Annotated in this window: 14 protein-coding genes and 4 pseudogenes; 13 read left to right on the forward strand and 5 right to left on the reverse strand. The window is 68.0% G+C overall.

The window, feature by feature from the left end; genetic code table 11:
* Positions 1 to 25 precede the first annotated feature (25 nt).
* Positions 26 to 988 carry a zinc-dependent alcohol dehydrogenase family protein gene (locus GFH48_RS06230; protein ID WP_153287294.1) on the forward strand — a complete coding sequence of 321 codons (963 nt, stop codon included), beginning with the start codon at positions 26 to 28 and terminating at the stop codon, positions 986 to 988.
* Between the two features lie 158 nt (positions 989 to 1146).
* Here the strand turns inward: GFH48_RS06230 and GFH48_RS06235 are convergent, their stop codons facing one another.
* Positions 1147 to 1707 (reverse strand): TetR/AcrR family transcriptional regulator, encoded by a 561-nt coding sequence (locus tag GFH48_RS06235; protein ID WP_153287295.1) that lies wholly within the window; start codon positions 1705 to 1707, stop codon positions 1147 to 1149.
* Positions 1708 to 1806: 99 nt separating this feature from the next.
* Here GFH48_RS06235 and GFH48_RS06240 point away from each other — a divergent pair, with 99 nt between their 5' ends.
* Positions 1807 to 2724 carry an NmrA/HSCARG family protein gene (locus GFH48_RS06240; protein WP_153287296.1) on the forward strand — a complete coding sequence of 306 codons (918 nt, stop codon included), beginning with the start codon at positions 1807 to 1809 and terminating at the stop codon, positions 2722 to 2724.
* Between the two features lie 834 nt (positions 2725 to 3558).
* On the opposite strand, the gene GFH48_RS06245 is transcribed toward GFH48_RS06240, so the two are convergent.
* Complete coding sequence (locus GFH48_RS06245) at positions 3559 to 4326, reverse strand: hypothetical protein (RefSeq protein ID WP_153287297.1); 768 nt, start codon at positions 4324 to 4326, stop codon at positions 3559 to 3561.
* Between the two features lie 495 nt (positions 4327 to 4821).
* Here GFH48_RS06245 and GFH48_RS06250 point away from each other — a divergent pair, with 495 nt between their 5' ends.
* The 3 genes from GFH48_RS06250 to GFH48_RS06260 all read left to right on the forward strand — a co-directional run bounded on the left by GFH48_RS06250 (position 4822) and on the right by GFH48_RS06260 (position 8498).
* Entirely contained in the window at positions 4822 to 5352 is a 531-nt protein-coding gene (locus GFH48_RS06250; protein ID WP_153287298.1) for a SigE family RNA polymerase sigma factor, read from the forward strand.
* Between the two features lie 80 nt (positions 5353 to 5432).
* On the forward strand, positions 5433 to 6293 hold the full coding sequence (locus GFH48_RS06255; protein WP_153287299.1) for a hypothetical protein: 861 nt from the start codon (positions 5433 to 5435) through the stop codon (positions 6291 to 6293).
* A 435-nt stretch (positions 6294 to 6728) separates the two neighbouring features.
* The gene (locus tag GFH48_RS06260) at positions 6729 to 8498 is read left to right on the forward strand and encodes an LCP family protein (protein WP_153287300.1); all 1770 of its coding nucleotides are present in this window, start codon (positions 6729 to 6731) and stop codon (positions 8496 to 8498) included.
* 212 nt (positions 8499 to 8710) lie between these two features.
* On the opposite strand, the gene GFH48_RS06265 is transcribed toward GFH48_RS06260, so the two are convergent.
* Positions 8711 to 8971 carry a hypothetical protein gene (locus tag GFH48_RS06265; RefSeq protein ID WP_153287301.1) on the reverse strand — a complete coding sequence of 87 codons (261 nt, stop codon included), beginning with the start codon at positions 8969 to 8971 and terminating at the stop codon, positions 8711 to 8713.
* A gap of 67 nt (positions 8972 to 9038) precedes the next feature.
* On the opposite strand from GFH48_RS06265, the gene GFH48_RS06270 reads away from it, so the two are divergent.
* The 3 genes and pseudogenes from GFH48_RS06270 to GFH48_RS06280 form a co-directional block, all read left to right on the forward strand.
* The gene (locus tag GFH48_RS06270) at positions 9039 to 9407 is read left to right on the forward strand and encodes a PASTA domain-containing protein (RefSeq protein ID WP_153287302.1); all 369 of its coding nucleotides are present in this window, start codon (positions 9039 to 9041) and stop codon (positions 9405 to 9407) included.
* A 365-nt stretch (positions 9408 to 9772) separates the two neighbouring features.
* Entirely contained in the window at positions 9773 to 10093 is a 321-nt protein-coding gene (locus GFH48_RS06275; protein ID WP_194280511.1) for a hypothetical protein, read from the forward strand.
* Positions 10094 to 10109: 16 nt separating this feature from the next.
* A pseudogene (locus tag GFH48_RS06280) lies at positions 10110 to 10247 on the forward strand (GlsB/YeaQ/YmgE family stress response membrane protein); the annotation flags it as partial.
* A gap of 59 nt (positions 10248 to 10306) precedes the next feature.
* Here the strand turns inward: GFH48_RS06280 and GFH48_RS39005 are convergent.
* A pseudogene (locus GFH48_RS39005) lies at positions 10307 to 10516 on the reverse strand (site-specific integrase); the annotation flags it as partial.
* A gap of 662 nt (positions 10517 to 11178) precedes the next feature.
* Between GFH48_RS39005 and GFH48_RS06290 the strand changes: the two are divergent.
* From GFH48_RS06290 to GFH48_RS40065, 4 genes and pseudogenes are all read left to right on the forward strand, one after another.
* Positions 11179 to 11745, forward strand: coding sequence for a hypothetical protein (locus tag GFH48_RS06290; RefSeq protein WP_153287304.1), 567 nt, complete (start codon positions 11179 to 11181; stop codon positions 11743 to 11745).
* 494 nt (positions 11746 to 12239) lie between these two features.
* A pseudogene (locus GFH48_RS39890) lies at positions 12240 to 12827 on the forward strand (IS630 family transposase); the annotation flags it as partial.
* 184 nt (positions 12828 to 13011) lie between these two features.
* Positions 13012 to 13644, forward strand: coding sequence for an FG-GAP repeat domain-containing protein (locus GFH48_RS06305; RefSeq protein ID WP_153287305.1), 633 nt, complete (start codon positions 13012 to 13014; stop codon positions 13642 to 13644).
* A 60-nt stretch (positions 13645 to 13704) separates the two neighbouring features.
* Positions 13705 to 13806, forward strand: a pseudogene (locus GFH48_RS40065) (transposase); the annotation flags it as partial.
* A gap of 24 nt (positions 13807 to 13830) precedes the next feature.
* Here GFH48_RS40065 and GFH48_RS39010 read toward each other — a convergent pair.
* Entirely contained in the window at positions 13831 to 14598 is a 768-nt protein-coding gene (locus GFH48_RS39010; protein ID WP_228120402.1) for a pentapeptide repeat-containing protein, read from the reverse strand.
* A gap of 395 nt (positions 14599 to 14993) precedes the next feature.
* Between GFH48_RS39010 and GFH48_RS06320 the strand changes: the two genes are divergently transcribed.
* Complete coding sequence (locus tag GFH48_RS06320) at positions 14994 to 15833, forward strand: IS5 family transposase (RefSeq protein ID WP_153287306.1); 840 nt, start codon at positions 14994 to 14996, stop codon at positions 15831 to 15833.
* Positions 15834 to 15875: the final 42 nt, after the last annotated feature.

Below are 15875 nucleotides of genomic sequence, written 5' to 3' on the forward strand. Positions count from 1 at the left end.
GTCCGTCCACAGCCGAGGAGCAGAGATGAAAGCCGTCGTCATCAGGGAGTTCGGAAACCCTGAGGGTCTGGAGGTCATCGATGTGCCCGTACCCGTTCCCGCTCCGGGGCAGGTGCGGATCGCCACGGAGGCGATCGGGGTGGGCGGTGTGGACGCCGTGATCCGCCGGGGAACGCTCGCTGCCTACGGCTTCCGGGCGGGCCATCTCCTCGGCAGCGAGGTCGCGGGAAGCGTCACCGCGGTGGGAGAGGGTGTGGACGCCTCGTGGATCGGTCGGCGGGTATGGGCGTTCACCGGCCTGTCCGGTGGGTATGCCGAGCAGGCCGTCGCCTCGGTTGATGATGTGCTGCCGCTGCCCCACGGCTTGACCAGCACCGACGCGGTCGCTCTCGGCGCCTCCGGCGTGGTCGCCCACTTCGCCTTGGAGCGGGCCCGTTTCGCACCCGGGGAGGCGGTGCTCGTGCGCGGTGCGGCGGGCAGCATCGGGATCACGGCGGTCCAGCTCGCAGCCAGGAACGGCGCGGGCTCGGTGGCGGTCACCACCTCGTCGGCCGAGCGAGGCGCCCGCCTGAGGGAACTGGGCGCCACGCACGTCCTGAACCGCTCCGGTGAGGGTGGCCAGGACGCGCCGGCGGGCTTCGACGTGGTGATCGATGTCGTGGGGGGACCCCAGCTTCCCCTCTTCCTGGACAGGTTGAACTCCAACGGGCGGTACGTGGCCGTGGGTGTGGTCGGTGGGCAGCCGCCGGCGGACTTCGGCACGCGGCTGATGGATGCCTTCCGCAGATCGCTGTCGTTCGCCACCTTCAGCTCGGACACCGTGCCCGGCTCCGACCGGAATGCCGTGCGGTCGTCCCAGTTCGCCGATGCCGCGCTCGGGGACCTGCGCACGAGGGTCCACGAGGTGCTGCCGCTGGACCAGGCGGCTCTGGCCCACCGCAAGATGGACGCGGGAGAGGTCTTCGGGAGGGTAGTGCTGGCGCCGTGAGCGGGGCAGAGACGGCCCTCGCCGCACAGCGCGACGGAAAGAGGCCACTCGAGCGCACGGGAGGTCCGCCGTATCGTCTGGAGCACGCTCCGTGGGTTGTGCGACGGGCCGCCGCAACCCTGTGCCAGGGCGTGTCACACCGCCGGCCCGCCGGTCTCTCACTTTTGCGGGCTGATCCCCTGTACCGCCAGGGCGAGCAGTCGGTTCGCTTCGGCAGCAGGGTCTGGATGACGCTCCGTGGCGAGTGCGAGGCCGGTGACCAGCGAGACCAGATCGGCGGTGGTCACCTCCGGGGCCACCGCGCCGGCCCGTGAGGCGCGGTGCAGTAGTGGATCGACCGCGTCGCCGAGGCGCACCGCGCAGGCATTGACGTGGTCCGCCTCGTCCGTCCCGTCCTGGATCAGCGCATCGGCCATCCCGCGCGCGGTAGTTGCGTACGTGGTGAGCGCGCTCAGCCACTCCAACAGCGCGGCCCGTGGGTCGTCCGCGTCGGCGAGCTCGACGGCACGGGCACAGAGTGCGTCGATCCGGTGGCTGAACACGGCCTCCAGCAGGACCCGGCGGCTGGGGAAGTGGCGGCGCACGGTGGCCGATCCGACTCCGGCGGTGCGGGCGATCTGCTCCAGGGAGGCGTCGGCGCCGTGCGCGGCGACCTCCCCCTCCGCAACGGCGAGGATCAGTGCGTAGTTGCGCCGGGCATCCGCGCGCTGGACTGTCATGGCGTCTCCGTGCTTGCTAAGTGGCGGGGCCCTCCGTATCGTACTCGAGGTAAATGGCGGACCCCGCCGTTTACCTCCCGATGTGATCCGAGGAGCAGCATGAGCACACCCTCCGCCCCCGTTCTGGTCGTCGGCGCCACCGGTCAGCAAGGGGGCGCCACCGCTCGCGCCCTGCTCAGGGCGGGGATTCCCGTTCGGGCGCTGGTCCGCAACCCTTCGACCGCCCGGGCCAAGGCCGTCGAGGCACTGGGCGCCGAGCTGGTCACCGGCGACCTCGACGACCGCGGCTCCGTGAGCCGGGCCGCCGCGGGAGCGCGCGCCGTCTTCTCCGTCCAGATGCCCGACATGGATGGCCGCGGGTTCGAAGGGGAGGTCACGCAGGCCGGCAACTTGATCGACGGTGCGCGGGCCGCCGGAGTCCCGCAGTTCGTGCACACCTCGGTCTCCGGTGCGGGTCAGCATGTCAGCTGGGTCAAGGACCGGTGGGCTTGGATGGAGCCGTACTACTCCGCCAAGGCCGGGATCCAGGACCGAGTCCGTGAGGCACGCTTCCCACACTGGACGCTCATCAAGCCGGGGTTCTTCATGGAGAACTTCCGCCCCTGCGCTCAGATCATGTTCCCCCGTGGCGTCGAGGGGGGCCTTGTGAGCCTGCTGAAGCCCGCGACCCGGCTGTCCCTGATCGCCGTCGACGACATCGGCGTGGCTGCCGCCGCGGCCATCGCCGCGCCGGAGCGTTTCGAGGGGATCGAGCTGGAACTGGCCGGTGACTTCCTGACCATGACGGATATCGCCGCGGTCCTCTCCCAGACCCTCGGCACCGAGCTGACCGCACCCGACATGACCGCCGAAGAGGCGACCGCCGCCGGGATGCCCAACATGGGCTTCGCACAGGCCCGCATCAACGAGGAACCTCAGCCCGCCCGTCCCGAGTTCGCACGGCATCTGGGGCTGCCCCTCACCACCTTCGAGACCTGGGCACGAGACCACCTGGACCGCTTTGGAGACACCGGGTGACGCTGGCTCCTGGATGGAGACCTGACCCCGGCCGGTACGCCGGCTCGGCCCGCGTCGAAAGGAGTGCGGTCCGAACCGCCGTAGTCGCCGCGAGCGCCGGGGCGCAGTCGGGGCCTGGACCGGCTGCGGCCGGACGCGGCGGCGACTGTCGCCGCCGCTCACCACGTGACGGGCCGCACGCCCGCACGCCGCTACTGCTCCTGGGCCGGGTCTGCTCATACGATGACAACGCCGCGCGAGTTGCTCCGTGGCCGCCGCTGGACCTCGAAGACACAGTGGCCGTCTTCCCGTTGCCGTTGACGCAGGTATGGTGCTGCCGCTGCATAGCGCGGCAGGCCGTGCACGGCGGTACACGGCCTGCCGCCTTGGGCCCCCGAGTCCGGTCCCGTCGAACCCCCGGGGCCAGGGCGCCCGAGCAAGAAGCTCAGAAGGCGTCGGCCAGTTCATCGAGCACTTCATCCGCCCACGACCACCCTGGCAGGAGGGCGCGCTCCGCCGCCCAGGGTCCAATGCGTCGGAACCCGTAGGATTCTGTGTTAGGCACTCGCTGGTCGGCAACACCTCAGCCCCACAAGCTCACCGAAGATTTTCCCGATGCCGGCTATGTCGTGCGGGCTACGCTGGCCAGGGTCCTTGTGCGGCTGAATTCGGGGTCGCGCTGGTGAGCTCGCTGGGGGTCAAGCCGCTCGCCGACTTCTGCTGCGGAATTTGGGTGCGCACCCATTTCCCGACCTCTTGGCGCATTGTGGCTGCTTCCGCCAGGTGGCCAGCCTGGAAGCGGCCTGGCCCGTAGCAGATCTGTTCCCGGCGGGCCCGCCTGGCGGTGTTCGGCTGTCAGCGCATGTCGACGTAGTCGCCTGCGGCGTTGACCGCCGGTGTGGTGGACGTGCCCGCGAAGGACCAGCGCCAGTAGCCGTCAGCCGCTGCCGTGACCTTCGTCGACAGGTTGCCTGTCGAGTTGGTGTTGACCGTCTTGACGGTCTTGTAGGTCGTGGTACCCGCCTTGCGGAACTGCAGCTTCACAGGCTGGTTGGTGTAACCGGCGTAGACGCGCTTGTCCCAGTTGGCGCGGGCCAGCTTGCCCGTGACGGTGATCGGCTTACCCTTGGCGACTGGCTCCGGCGCGGCGTTGACGCTGAGCGTGGAGCGCCGCAGGACCGAGTGCTTGGTGGCGCCGCCGTTGTTGTAGAAGTCGCCGTCCTTGGACTGCAGTTGAACGGTCACATCCCACTTGCCGGCGAGGGTGTTGCGGGGCACACCCCAGCCGGAGTCGAGCTTGAAGGTGAGCGTGCAGGTGGAGGTGGTGGCGTTGACCGCGGTGCACTTCGGGGTCCCGTGGTACGACCAGTAGTCGTTGCCGACCTCCCGGTCGATCCCGAGGAATGCGAGATCCTTACTGATCCCCGAATCGTCCGAGGCAGTCACCGAGATGGTGAACGACTCGGTCTGGGACGTGCCAAGAACGATGGGCTTGCCACCGTTCACGGACAGCTTCTGAATGATGACGCCGGTCTCCGTCGCATGGGCGACCGGAGCGGAGACTGCGGAGGCGGAAAGCGCCAGGGCGCCGGTGAAGACGGCACCTATAGATCTTATGAGCATGGATCCCCAATTGGTTCGGGCCTTCCGCAGCCGTGTATCCCCCCGGCCGCAGGCATGGCAGGTGCGCTGAGGATATGTCACCTGCGCTGCTCAGCCTCCGTTGGGAACAGCGGCATGCCCCCTTCGCCGGGGCTCTTCTGACGGCGCTGGACAGCCTGCGGCTCGCGCCCGCCCCGAGGAGTTCCCGGCACGGCTCGAACGGTGGAGGTCGGACGTCGCCGGAGCGGGTTGGTCGGCTATGTCGTAGCGTCTGTCCGGGCCGATTCAAGGCAACGCTGCGACGGACACTCGGCGTACTTCTGCAGGCGGTGGCGGCCTACGCGTCGCCGCGGGTCAGACCTCAACGCGAGTCCGGCGGCCGTACCTCAGCGATGTCCGGTTGTGCCCTTTTCGTTTCCCTTCTCCACGGCTGCCACGGCCCGTCTGCATCTCCTCCGGGTATCGGGCAACCGAATTCGCCGGACCGGTGGTCTGGAGGTCGAGGGAGGGTGGTCGATGCAGGCCGAACAAGACGACAGGTTCCAGGACTTCGTCAGAGCACGGTGGCCGCAACTGGTGCGGACCGCGTATCTGCTGACGGGGGACGTCCACCATGCGGAGGACCTCACACAGACTGCACTCGCCAAGGCTTTTCGGTCATGGCGCCGGATCTCCCGCGCTGACAACCCGGAGGCATACGTCCGACGGATGCTGGTGAGCTGCAACAGTGACCGGTTTCGCAAGCGGCGGGTGGCCGAGTCGCTGACCGCGGCGGTCCCCGACACGGCGGGACGTGACGAGGGCGCGGACCGGGTGGAGGAGCGTGGCTCTCTGCTGGCCGGACTGGCTCAACTTCCCGCGCGGCAGCGTGCGGTGGTGGTGCTGCGGTACTGGGAGGACCTGTCGGAGGCGGAGGTGGCCGAAGTGCTCGGCTGCTCGACCGGCACGGTCAAGAGCCAGGCGTCCAAGGGGCTGGCGAAGCTGCGCAGGTATCCGGGATTGGCCGCCGACCGCACGGTGTCCGGAACACAGGGAGGCAGCAGGTGAGCAGGGCAAACAACGACCGGCAGGCCGGTTCTCAGACACAGCGGTCAGAAGACCAAGAGGCGTCCGGCTTCGAGACACGTATGCGTGAGCTACTTGCTGAGGACGCGTACGCCATCCGGCCTTCGCCGATTCCCTACGAGGCGATCCGGCAGCAGGGCCAGGTCGAGCGAAGGCGGCATGGTGCGATGGCCGCGCTCGTACTGGTGTCGCTGGTCGCTGTGTCGGCGGGGGCCTACTCCTTCGTCGGTGGCGACGGGGAACGGGTCGCGCACCCGGCGGTCCGGACGCCCTCGGACACCAGCCCGAAGGCCTCCGCCGCCACGTCGTCCGGTCCCACGCAGTTTGCCCCGGGGCAGTTCCTCGACGGGATCACCCACGCCCAGGCATCCGCCGGGCTGAAGAAGTGCCTGACCGCGGAGCGCGTTGCGCCGTCCGCCCGCCGCAACGCCTTGGGGGAAGCCGGCGACTACCAGATCATCCTTGCGGCAAGGAGCTCCGGCGGTTCGGCGGCCGGTGGCAGCTTCCACGTCGTCGGTGTGCGGGAGCACCCCGCAGGTACGAGGGTCGTCTGCGACATCGAGAATGGCGAGGCTTCCGGTATCAGCACCGGCACCAGTGCCGATGATTCCCCCGACGCAGGCCCGGTCGTACCCGATGTCAACGCCGCCGAACTGTTCCAGCCATCGGCCTCCTCCATGGGTAGCTGGAAACTCCCCTTCCGCTGGGCGGTCATCGGAACAGTCGAACCCTCGGTGACCAAAGTGTCCGTCTCCTACGGCGGTGCCACCCGCCGGGCCGTACTGGACCACGGCTGGTTCGTCGCCTCCGGCCTCCTGCACCAGCAGGCCACGACTGCACCCCGCATCAAGGGGTACGGCGCTGCGGGGAAACTCCTCTACGACTCCGACCAGGACGAATCCTGGGCCCGGACACTGCCATGACGAAACCCGCCCGGCCGAGGCACCGTACAAGGGTTGGTGTCTCGGCCCGCCGAGATACTGGCGTACACGGTGGACTGCTCGCGAGGCCGCCCTGCTCTCCTCACCCTGGTCTGCACCAGAAGCTGATTGCGCGCGACCTCGTCCGCCGGGACCGCCACAGCACAGTCGGCCCCAATTCAGCCCACGGAACTCTCCTGAACCACGGTGCGCGGAAAACGATCGCGAGGAACGACGGAGTCTGCGTGCCCTGCCACTGGCTCTCGACCAGGACCAGCGGTTGGCCGCGGTGAGCGCAGCGCTGGCCCCACCGTCGACGACGCGACAGACGCACAGAACACACAGGACACCATTCGGTGCGCCAACCAGGCGGGTCCCCGCGTGCGACGCGCACGATCCGGGCGGACCGGTCCCGCGCACGGCCAGGAGGCGTACAGGATGGGAACGAGAGCACGCGGGAAGCAGGCACGACCGCGCGGCCACCACCCCGGCGGAGCCGGGCGGGACGCCAGCCCGTACAGCAGGGACGGCAGGGACGGCAGGGACGGCAATCCTGTCCGGCTCGCGGGCGCGCCTGCAGCCGACTACGAGCCCTCTGACCGGGGAGACGGAACGGACGGTGCGCCGGCAGGAACAGCGACAAGGCGTCGCCACCGCAGCCCGTCCGGCAGTCGTGCATCGCAGGGCGGTCGGTCCAAACGCGCCCGGGGCATTTCCCGGTCGCGGCGCCTGCATTGGGCCCTTCGCTGGTCCGCGACCGTGCTGGCGATCCTGATAGTCGGCAGTGCGGGCGCCGGCTATCTCTACTACCGCCACCTCAACGGCAATATCAGGAAGGACGCGCTGAACCTGGGGGACGAGAAGGACAAGGCCGCCAAAGCCGAGGCCAACGAGGTGGGCCAGACACCGCTCAACATCCTGCTGATCGGCTCGGACGCCCGAGACACCAAGGAGAACCAGAAGCTCGGCGGCGCCCGGAACACCTTCAACGGAGTGCCCCTCGCGGACGTGCAGATGCTGTTGCATGTCTCTGCCGACCGTTCCAACCTGTCGGTCGTCAGCATGCCCCGCGACACGCTGCTGCAGATCCCGCGGTGCACGGACCCCCACGACGGCAAGGTCTATGAGGCCACCGTTCTGCCCACGCCGGCGAACGAGTCCCTTGGCCGCGGTGGCCCCGGCTGCACGGTGGCGACATGGGAGAAGCTCACCGGCATCCACATAGACCACTTCATGCAGATCGACTTCTCCGGTGTGGTCTCCATGGCGGACGCGATCGGTGGCGTGCCGGTCTGCGTAGACGCTGACATCCACTCCCGGGACAGCCAGGGTCACGGTTCAGGGCTGAAGCTCACCAAAGGCACCCACCCGGTCAAGGGCAAGCAGGCCCTGCAGTGGCTGCGCACCCGTTACGGCTTCGGAGACGGCAGTGACCTGATGCGCGCCCGGGCCCAGCACATGTACATGAACTCGATGGTCCGCCAGCTGCGCGAGAACGCCACACTCACCAACCCGAGAAAGCTGCGCTCACTCGCCGAGACCGCCACCAAGGCGCTGACCGTCGACGACGGCCTCGGCACAGTCAAGAGGCTCTACGACCTCGCCGTCGAGCTGCGCAGAGTGCCGACCCGGAGCATCACGATGACGACAATGCCCAACCAGTACGCCGGTGTCCGGGTGAAACCCACCCCGGACGCCTTCACGTTGTTCCGGCTCGTGCGCGAGGACATCTCACTCACCGGCAAGAGCGGGAAAGTGAGGACAACCAAAACCGTGGCGTCCCACGACCCATCTGCCGACGACAGCCAGATCACCGTGCTGGTACGCAACGGTACCCGCTCCCACACCCTGGCCCCGGTCGAGGGGCGAGCGAACGAGGTAGCCCACCTACTGGCCGACAGGGGCTTCCCCAAGGCGACAGCTGACACCTCTGCGGCAGTTGCCCAGGACACAACGATGGTCCGCTATCCCCACACCGATCTGGAGGGCGATGCGCAGCGTCTGGCCAAAGTCCTGGGAATTCCCGCGAGTTCGGTCACGCAATCCCCAGACGTTACGGGTGTCACACTCGTTGTGGGAGCGGACTGGCGCTCGGGCACCGCATACAAGGCGCAGAAGGAGGACAACCGGCTCCCCGACACAGCGGACGCCCTCAACGGCGCTGACAGCGGCAAATGTATGCCGGTGAATCCAAATTACACAGGCTGACAGCAGCGGCATACCGTCGAGCGGCGCATCAATTGACTGAAGCAGTGAGGTTTTCTCAACCGTGGTCATTTCGAGATGCCGTTGAGGACGAGGGCAGCCCGGGCGATGTCGCCGATGCGGTTCGGGCACCTCCACAGCTCTTACAAAATTCTCACCTGCACCGTTACGTTCATCCCTCACGGATCATCCCTCGGGGGACACATGTCGCAGAATCAGCCGCCGCCTTCCGGGCCCGCCTGGGGCCAGGTACCGCCGCCGCCTCCGGTGCCGCCGCAGCCGGCCAGCGGCCCGAAGTGGGCGCGGAAGCGGATCGTCATCCCGGCCGCCCTGGTCATCCTGTTCATCGGGGTCGGTATCGGCTCCTCGGGCAACGACCAGAAGAACACCGCGGCTTCGAAGCCGGCTCCGCGCGTCACCGTCACCGCGACCGCCGCAGGCGGCAAGGCCACCAGCACCCCGGCGTCAGGCGTCACCACGTCAGCGTCAAAGGACGACAAGCTCCCTGCGGCCGGGCGTAAGGCGGTGCCCACCTTCGTTGGCATGGGACTGCAGTCCGCGCAGGATGCGGCGCAGGAGCAGGGCTTCTACTCGCTGAAGTCGCACGACTCGCTCGGCCGGGACCGTATGCAGATCCTCGACCGTGACTGGAAGGTCTGCTCGCAGAACGTGAAGGCCCCGTCCACGGCGGGCGGGAAGATTCCGGACTTCACGGGGAAGTCCGTGAAGGCGGCGCGGGCCGCGCTCGACCCGGGCACGTCCTTCACGGTCAAGGACGCTTCCGACGCGAGGCGTTGGATCCTGGTCGAGAGCAACTGGAAGGTGCGCGCGCAGTCGCCGGCCGCCGGTACTGCTCTCAAGGGGCAGCCTGTGACGCTCGGCGCTGTCAAGTTCGAGGAGACCTGCCCGTAACGGCGAGCCACATCTCAAGCCCAACCCTGGGGGGAATCAGGCGCGTTCGCACGACTGCGGCTACGGCCTCCCTGCTTCTGGCCGCTCTGACCGCATGCGGCGGGGGTGGCGGCGACAGTCAGGCTGGAGGGGCCACCAAGGCTGTCTCGTCGAAGCCTGACAAGAAGAAGAACGTTGACTGCACTGACGAGAATCTGAGCCAGGCCGACTGGATCGACTACTGCTCGAAGGATGCGGCCGGGACGGGCGGCGATGGGAAGGACTCGAAGTCGACGGTCCTCAAGTTCGGTACGGCCTACACCTGGCCTGACGGGCTGAAGGTCAGCGTCGTCAACGCGAAGGTGTTCACCGGCTACAACAAGGATTTGCTGGAGTCCGCGTCGCCTGGCAAGACGGACTTCCGGATCACCCTGAAGGTCGAGAACGCGGGCAAGGTGTCGGTGGACCTCAGCTCTCTTTCGACCATCATCGAGGGGGCGACGGATGGCGGCGAGGCGGCGTCGACGGTCTTCGAGAACGGTTCGTCGCCGCTGGAGGGTCGGCTTGCCATGGGCCGGACGGTGACGAAGACCGAGGACGCCGAGCTGGAGACGCGGTACGGGAAGGCGATCGTTGTCACCGTGCAGCGCTCCAGTGACGACCTCGATACGACGTTCCCCGAGTTCGAGGGCACCATCGCCAAGTGAAGCGGCGTGCCCGCCTGACGGGTTCTTCGACCTCTCGACGTGGATCGCCGCTATCGTGGGCTCCCTCATCCTGCTCGCTGTCTACCGCCTCGTCACCGGCAACCGTCCACCCCAGCAAAGGTGCGCGGGTCATCAGCGACGATGGGAGCGCTGAAGTAGAGCGAGGACTTGGCGTGTTCGACCACGGAGGCGAGAGAGGCAGCGCTCGGTCTACCCATATGACAGCCTGGCCAGCCCGGTGTCCGGGCAGACGTCGCGGGGACTGACGACCTTGCCTGGCCTCGGACGGCGGTGGGTGACGAACACCGGTCCGCGGGCGTGGCCCTTGAGTAACCGGGTCAGGAGCCGGGCGGTGCCAGCGTCCCAGTACACGGTCTCCAGCACGTAGTCCCCGCGCGCCTGGCCGCGGCGAGATTTCTGCGAATTCTCTGGCAGAGGCGCTTTCCCCTGTTACCACGTCGGCACCAATGTCTTGCGTACGACATTTCTCAACCCGGAGGTCCGTGAGCTGTACGAGGGCTGCGAGCGCACCGTTCACAGTCTGGTGGCTTCCGCAGTTGGCCCCCGTCCCGGCCGGCTCACTCGCTGATCGCCAGCCGGGTACTCGGTCGGCGGTCTTCAAGAAACCATGCCCGCCTGAATTAGGGGTTCCGGCGGGGAGCTGGTCGTTGGGATGATGACCCAATCCGTGACGCTGGCGGGGTCTGCGTCGGGCGGGCGGGCGCGGGCTTGCGCTCGAGCGGGAAGGCCGCGCCCCCCGTCGGGTGTCCCGGTCCGGTGCGTACCGGGACACCCACCAGCATCGTGACACCGGCCATGTGAGCGCGCCGCGCTGAACAGAGCGGCCGGATGACGGACGGCTTCGCCCCGAGCCGTGCGCAGCCCTTCCGACCGTACAACGACGGGTGGCACAAGCCCAGGGCAACAACCTGCCCCAGGCAGGGAAGAGTGTGTGTAAGTCCCCAGGTCGACTGCGCCATAACCGTTGGCGTCGATGTCCGCCCGAGGGATGGGAGTCGGGCAGGTTCTCAGTCACAGTGAACGTACTCGGTCGAGGGGAAGCCGTGGCGGGGGAAGGAGGACCGATGCCGGAACCCGGTCTGTTCGAGCTGGAAGCCGTTGTGGTGGGGCAGCCGAAGCGTTCACGGTGGCGTAGATATGCGGGCCCCGCCTTGGCCGTGTCCACCGTGAAGGGGACTCCGCTCGCCTGGGTCACGTACCCCGACGACACGTACTCCGTCCTCACGAAAACTTCCGGTGAGTTCCTTGTCGGTATCGAGCAGTTCGGGCCGGTGGAGTTCCGCTTCACCGACGCCGCGGACCGGGAGGTCGGCACCGCCGGTGCCTCTGGACTCATCAAGACCCGGCAGCTGGGCCTCCAGACGGAACAGGGACGCCAACTACTCCTCACACGGCCGGGTCTCCTGTTCGCCGAATGGCATCTCACGGAGACCGATCCGGAAAGGGGCCCAGCGCCGGAGATTCTCGGCCGGGTCACGGTGAGCACCATCGACTCGTGGATGGGGTTGCAGCAGTACGTTGTCGAAATGGACCCTCGCCTGGACGTCTCCGAACGGCGGACCGTCGTCGCCTCGGTCATCTGCTTGCACCGGCTCCGCCGGCCTCCGGGTGCCCATATCGCGCCGGCGTGAGAGGGGCCCTGCCCGGCTACACCACTTCACGGGACGCGATCCCGCCTCACGACAGCGACCGCACCCCCGCTCAACGGCCCATCAGCGACAACAACCCTGCCTGACAAGCCGTCACCGACACCCGCCCTCTGACACCAAACCGGCGCATCGCACCACCGGCCCGGTCACCCCCCGAGGCCGATCAGGACGTGCACGGCCCGGCGGACGCCGGAGCCGATCCGCCGTACGCGGTGAGGACACACCGCGGCGAGAATCGCGGTGCCGGCGGCTGAGGACCCCCACAGGCGGCGGACCTGCACGCCACGAGTCTCCCGGTGACCGCCACAGCCCGGGTCGGAGCGAACAGGACGTCACGGTCTACGCCGGCTCTCGCCGTCCTGCGACCGGGGGCGGGCGTCGGTGTCACTGCCTGTCCGCGGGGGGCAGCCCGCCGGCAGGGGCGAGGGAGGTCAGCAGTTGGAGCTTCTCGGCGGCGTCGCTGTCCTGGTCCGGGCCTGACCAAGCTGGCGGATTTCCTGGTCGCCGAGGGGGTGGTCGACGACATCAGCCACGAGGGCCTGCGCATTCCGCTCCGTGAGGAAGGCGTCTCCTTCAACGCCTGAAGACCTGGAAGACCTCCCGCGACCCCGACTACGCGACCAAGAAGGCCCGTGTCGAACACCTCTACGCGATCGCCGACGGCGAGGTCCTGCCCGAGGACGATGAACCCGAAGTCATCTTCTGCATGGATGAGTTCGAGCCGCTCAACCTGATGCCCCACCCAGGCCGGCAATGGGCCGAACACAGCGGCAAGCATAAGAACCTCGACCGTGAGCCACGCCGACGGCGGCGGGCGACCTACAACCGCTACGGCGGGGTGCGGCACCTGTTCGCCGCACTCGACCTGGCCAAGGACGAACTCATCGTGGCTCAACCGCATCGAGACCCAGTTCACGGCCCTGCGTTACTTCACTCTCGACGGCACGGACCATGCCGACCACAAGGAACAGGGCAGCATGATCCGGCGCTGCATCATCTGGCGAAACCGCCACGCCGACGACCGACGCCTACGCGCCGTCGTCGACAGGGCGAACGTTGCCTGATGCGGCGCTGGGTTGGCGCGGGCGTACTCTTGATCACCATCCTGAGGGGGTCTACGTGGCAGCGACGGGGATACAGAGGGCTGGCCGAGCCGGTGGCGCACTGATGCTGGTGTCTGCGGCCGTGCTCCTGACAGGTTGCGGCGACGGCCGCGGCGATCCGCCCCCGAGGCCGAAGGCGGGGCCCGTGATCCGCACCTGTGTGACCTCGTCGGGCGGTCTGCGGGCCGACCTGAACGGTGACGGTACGGCCGACGAGGTCTCGCCCGCCTCCGCCCCCCGCGCCGGGACCGACTCCGGGCTCCGCATCACCTTCGGCGCGACTCACGGACCCGACACCTCGGTGACTCCCGAGCAACTGGTCGGCGACCGGGGTGACCACCCGGTGACCGTGTCGGCGGCGGTGGCGGACTTCGACCGGGACGGCTGGCTGGACCTGTTCATCGCCGCCACCGGGAAGACATGGGGCGACGACCCGATAGATCCAGCCGTCTCCGAACTGCGCCTCGGCCCGTTCTCGTCCCGCGGACGTGGACAGAGCGACCATCACGTCGACCTGAGCGAACCGCGCGCCGCAGGCGTCGCCGACTACAACCACGACCGGTACCCGGATCTCGCCGCCTACGAGTACGACGGAGACGGGCAGCATTCCGTGAGGGCCCGCCTCGGTGGTCCCAAGGGCCTCGAAGGCAAGCAGACCGCCTCCGACCTGCCGTACACGAGCGGGGCCCAGCAAGGCGCTGTGCCCACCCCGGACTCCATGCCGGCCCCCAGCCTGCGGAATTTCTACCCGCCGTGCGAGGAGAAAGGCAAAGGCTGACGGCGACGCGTGTGGCCCCGCACCCGGCCGACGATCTCTCCATCGAACCCGGGGCGGTTCAGAGAGCAGGGCAGCATGATCCGCCGCTACATCATCTGGTGGAACAAGCACGCCCAGGACGAGCGCCTACGCGAGGTGATATCCCGGGCAAACGTCGCCTGAGCTGCGACCACGTGCTTCGCCGGATCAGCCTGCGGAGCCCGGGTCGACAGGACGGACGTACCACTCCCAAGCGAAGTCCGCTTGCAGTACCACTTCATCCTGCCTGAGGTAGTCCGCGTAGTGAAGGTCAACTCCGAGCCCGAGCCGCCGCAGCATCTTTGATCCGCTTGCCCCAGACTGACGGCCGCAGCTGTCAGGGCCTGGCGGACTGGATTGTCTCCTGCAGGTGGTGCAGGGCCTGTTCTGAGCGAAGTCCACCGTGACATAGCGCAGACGGATCTCCACTGTCGATGACCAGCGAGGCCGGCGGCACTCCAGACGGCGCGCAGCGAACGAGAGGGTCACCGGGCCGCTTAACACCGCACCGGACAGCACAACATGCCCAGCACACTTCAAAGGCCCCAACTGATCGGCGCCCTTGAAGTTCGCCGCCTCGAATCCGACGTCGCCCTTGAAGGTCGCTGACCTGAACCCGGCGCCCTCGAAGGTCGCCGACACGAACTGGGTTTCGCCTAAGCGGGCGATGTCGGTTGAGGGGTCACGCAGGCGGTTGAGTAAGGCGTTGAGGAGGGAGTCGGTGAACGTGGTGCCCCGGTGGTCGATGCTGGCGCCGGGAGTCAGGCCAGCCAGGTAGGTGTCGCGATCAGCGTCGCCCAGGTGGGCGAGGCACGCGGTGTGGCCGGCGACGTGGATGCCGCGGCAGCCGACGGGATCGGTGGCCGGGTCCGCGCCGTGCGCGCAGTGCGGCCAGGACGGCGCTGTCAGGGGTGTGCTCGTGTGCGGCAGCTCCACGGTGTCAGTGCCCGTATAAACGCCCTGGGGACCGGAACGGTTCAGGCTCGAAGTTGACGGGCCTTGTCGGAGATCGGGACCCACGTCGCCAACATGCCGTACATGCCGGAACAACCCGTAGATGTCTGTCAGGCACGGCGCGCTGAGGCGCACCAAACCCTCATGCCTTCTCCGAACTAAAAGAGCGTTTTGTCCCGGCGAGGTTGTTTGGTGGCGCTTCACCGGGACGAGTTGAGAAGGCTGCTGAGGCGAAGGCGTTCCCTGTGATGGATGGGGCAACTGCCGCTCTTCGTCCGCCCGTTTCCGTCGGTTCGCTCCTGTCTGATCCCAGAGCGCCCCCGCTTGGCTCTGTTTGCGCCCTGCAGGGACGGGCTGCCCGCCGGTACTACCGAAACATGACGCGACAACGCCCGTACCCCAGCGACCTCTCCGATGCGCGCTGGGAACTGATCGGGCCCACCCTCACCACCTGGCGGGCCGACCGCAGAGGCAAGGGCCTGGACATCGGCCGACCGCCCGAGCACGACCTGCGCCGCATCATGGACGCCATCCTCTACGTCGACCGCACCGGCATCCCCTGGCGTTACCTGCCGCACGACTTCCCGCCATGGGAAACGGTCTACGGCTACTTCGCCGCCTGGCAAAAAGAGGGCATCTTCGACCAGCTCAACACTCTCCCGCGCCGCCTGCTCCGGGAAGCCGAAGGTCGCGACGGCGAGCCGACCGCCTGCGTGCTGGACGCGCAGAGTGTGAAGACCTCCGCGAACGTGCCCGCGGCCGGCCAGGGCATCGATGCCGGCAAGAAAATCGCAGGCCGCAAGCGCCACATCGGGGTTGACACCCTCGGCCTGCTCCTGGCCGTCTGGGTCACCGCGGCGAGTGTCTCCGACAACGTCGGTGGCATACACCTGATGTCCCACATCGCCGCCGCTCACCCTCGCGTGACCAAGGCATGGGCCGACACCGGCTACCGCACCAAAGCCATCGACCACGGCGCCCGTCTGGGCATCGACGTCGAAGTCGTCCACCGCGAGCCGGGCGTCAAAGGCTTCAAGGTGATTCCGCGGCACTGGGTCGTCGAACGGACCTTCGGCCGGCTCATGCATCACCGCCGCCTGGCCCGCGACTACGAAACCCACCCTCACCGCTCCGAAGCCATAATCCACGTCGCGATGATCGACCTCATAAGCCGCAGACTCACCCGCGAATCCACCCCCAACTGGCGCGACACCTGAACCTCGAACCAAACAACCTCGCCGGGACAAAACGCTCTTTAA

Source organism: Streptomyces fagopyri (assembly GCF_009498275.1).
Taxonomy (GTDB): domain Bacteria; phylum Actinomycetota; class Actinomycetes; order Streptomycetales; family Streptomycetaceae; genus Streptomyces; species Streptomyces fagopyri.

What these genes read in the sequence shown, in the direction of transcription:
- GFH48_RS06260 (WP_153287300.1), top strand. Translation starts at nt 6,729, where the DNA reads ATGGGAACGAGAGCACGCGGGAAGCAGGCACGACCGCGCGGCCACCAC.
- GFH48_RS06235 (WP_153287295.1), bottom strand. Translation starts at nt 1,707, where the DNA reads ATGACAGTCCAGCGCGCGGATGCCCGGCGCAACTACGCACTGATCCTC.
- GFH48_RS06240 (WP_153287296.1), top strand. Translation starts at nt 1,807, where the DNA reads ATGAGCACACCCTCCGCCCCCGTTCTGGTCGTCGGCGCCACCGGTCAG.
- GFH48_RS06290 (WP_153287304.1), top strand. Translation starts at nt 11,179, where the DNA reads ATGCCGGAACCCGGTCTGTTCGAGCTGGAAGCCGTTGTGGTGGGGCAG.
- GFH48_RS06270 (WP_153287302.1), top strand. Translation starts at nt 9,039, where the DNA reads ATGGGACTGCAGTCCGCGCAGGATGCGGCGCAGGAGCAGGGCTTCTAC.
- GFH48_RS06255 (WP_153287299.1), top strand. Translation starts at nt 5,433, where the DNA reads ATGCGTGAGCTACTTGCTGAGGACGCGTACGCCATCCGGCCTTCGCCG.
- GFH48_RS06245 (WP_153287297.1), bottom strand. Translation starts at nt 4,326, where the DNA reads ATGCTCATAAGATCTATAGGTGCCGTCTTCACCGGCGCCCTGGCGCTT.
- GFH48_RS06320 (WP_153287306.1), top strand. Translation starts at nt 14,994, where the DNA reads ATGACGCGACAACGCCCGTACCCCAGCGACCTCTCCGATGCGCGCTGG.
- GFH48_RS06250 (WP_153287298.1), top strand. Translation starts at nt 4,822, where the DNA reads ATGCAGGCCGAACAAGACGACAGGTTCCAGGACTTCGTCAGAGCACGG.
- GFH48_RS06230 (WP_153287294.1), top strand. Translation starts at nt 26, where the DNA reads ATGAAAGCCGTCGTCATCAGGGAGTTCGGAAACCCTGAGGGTCTGGAG.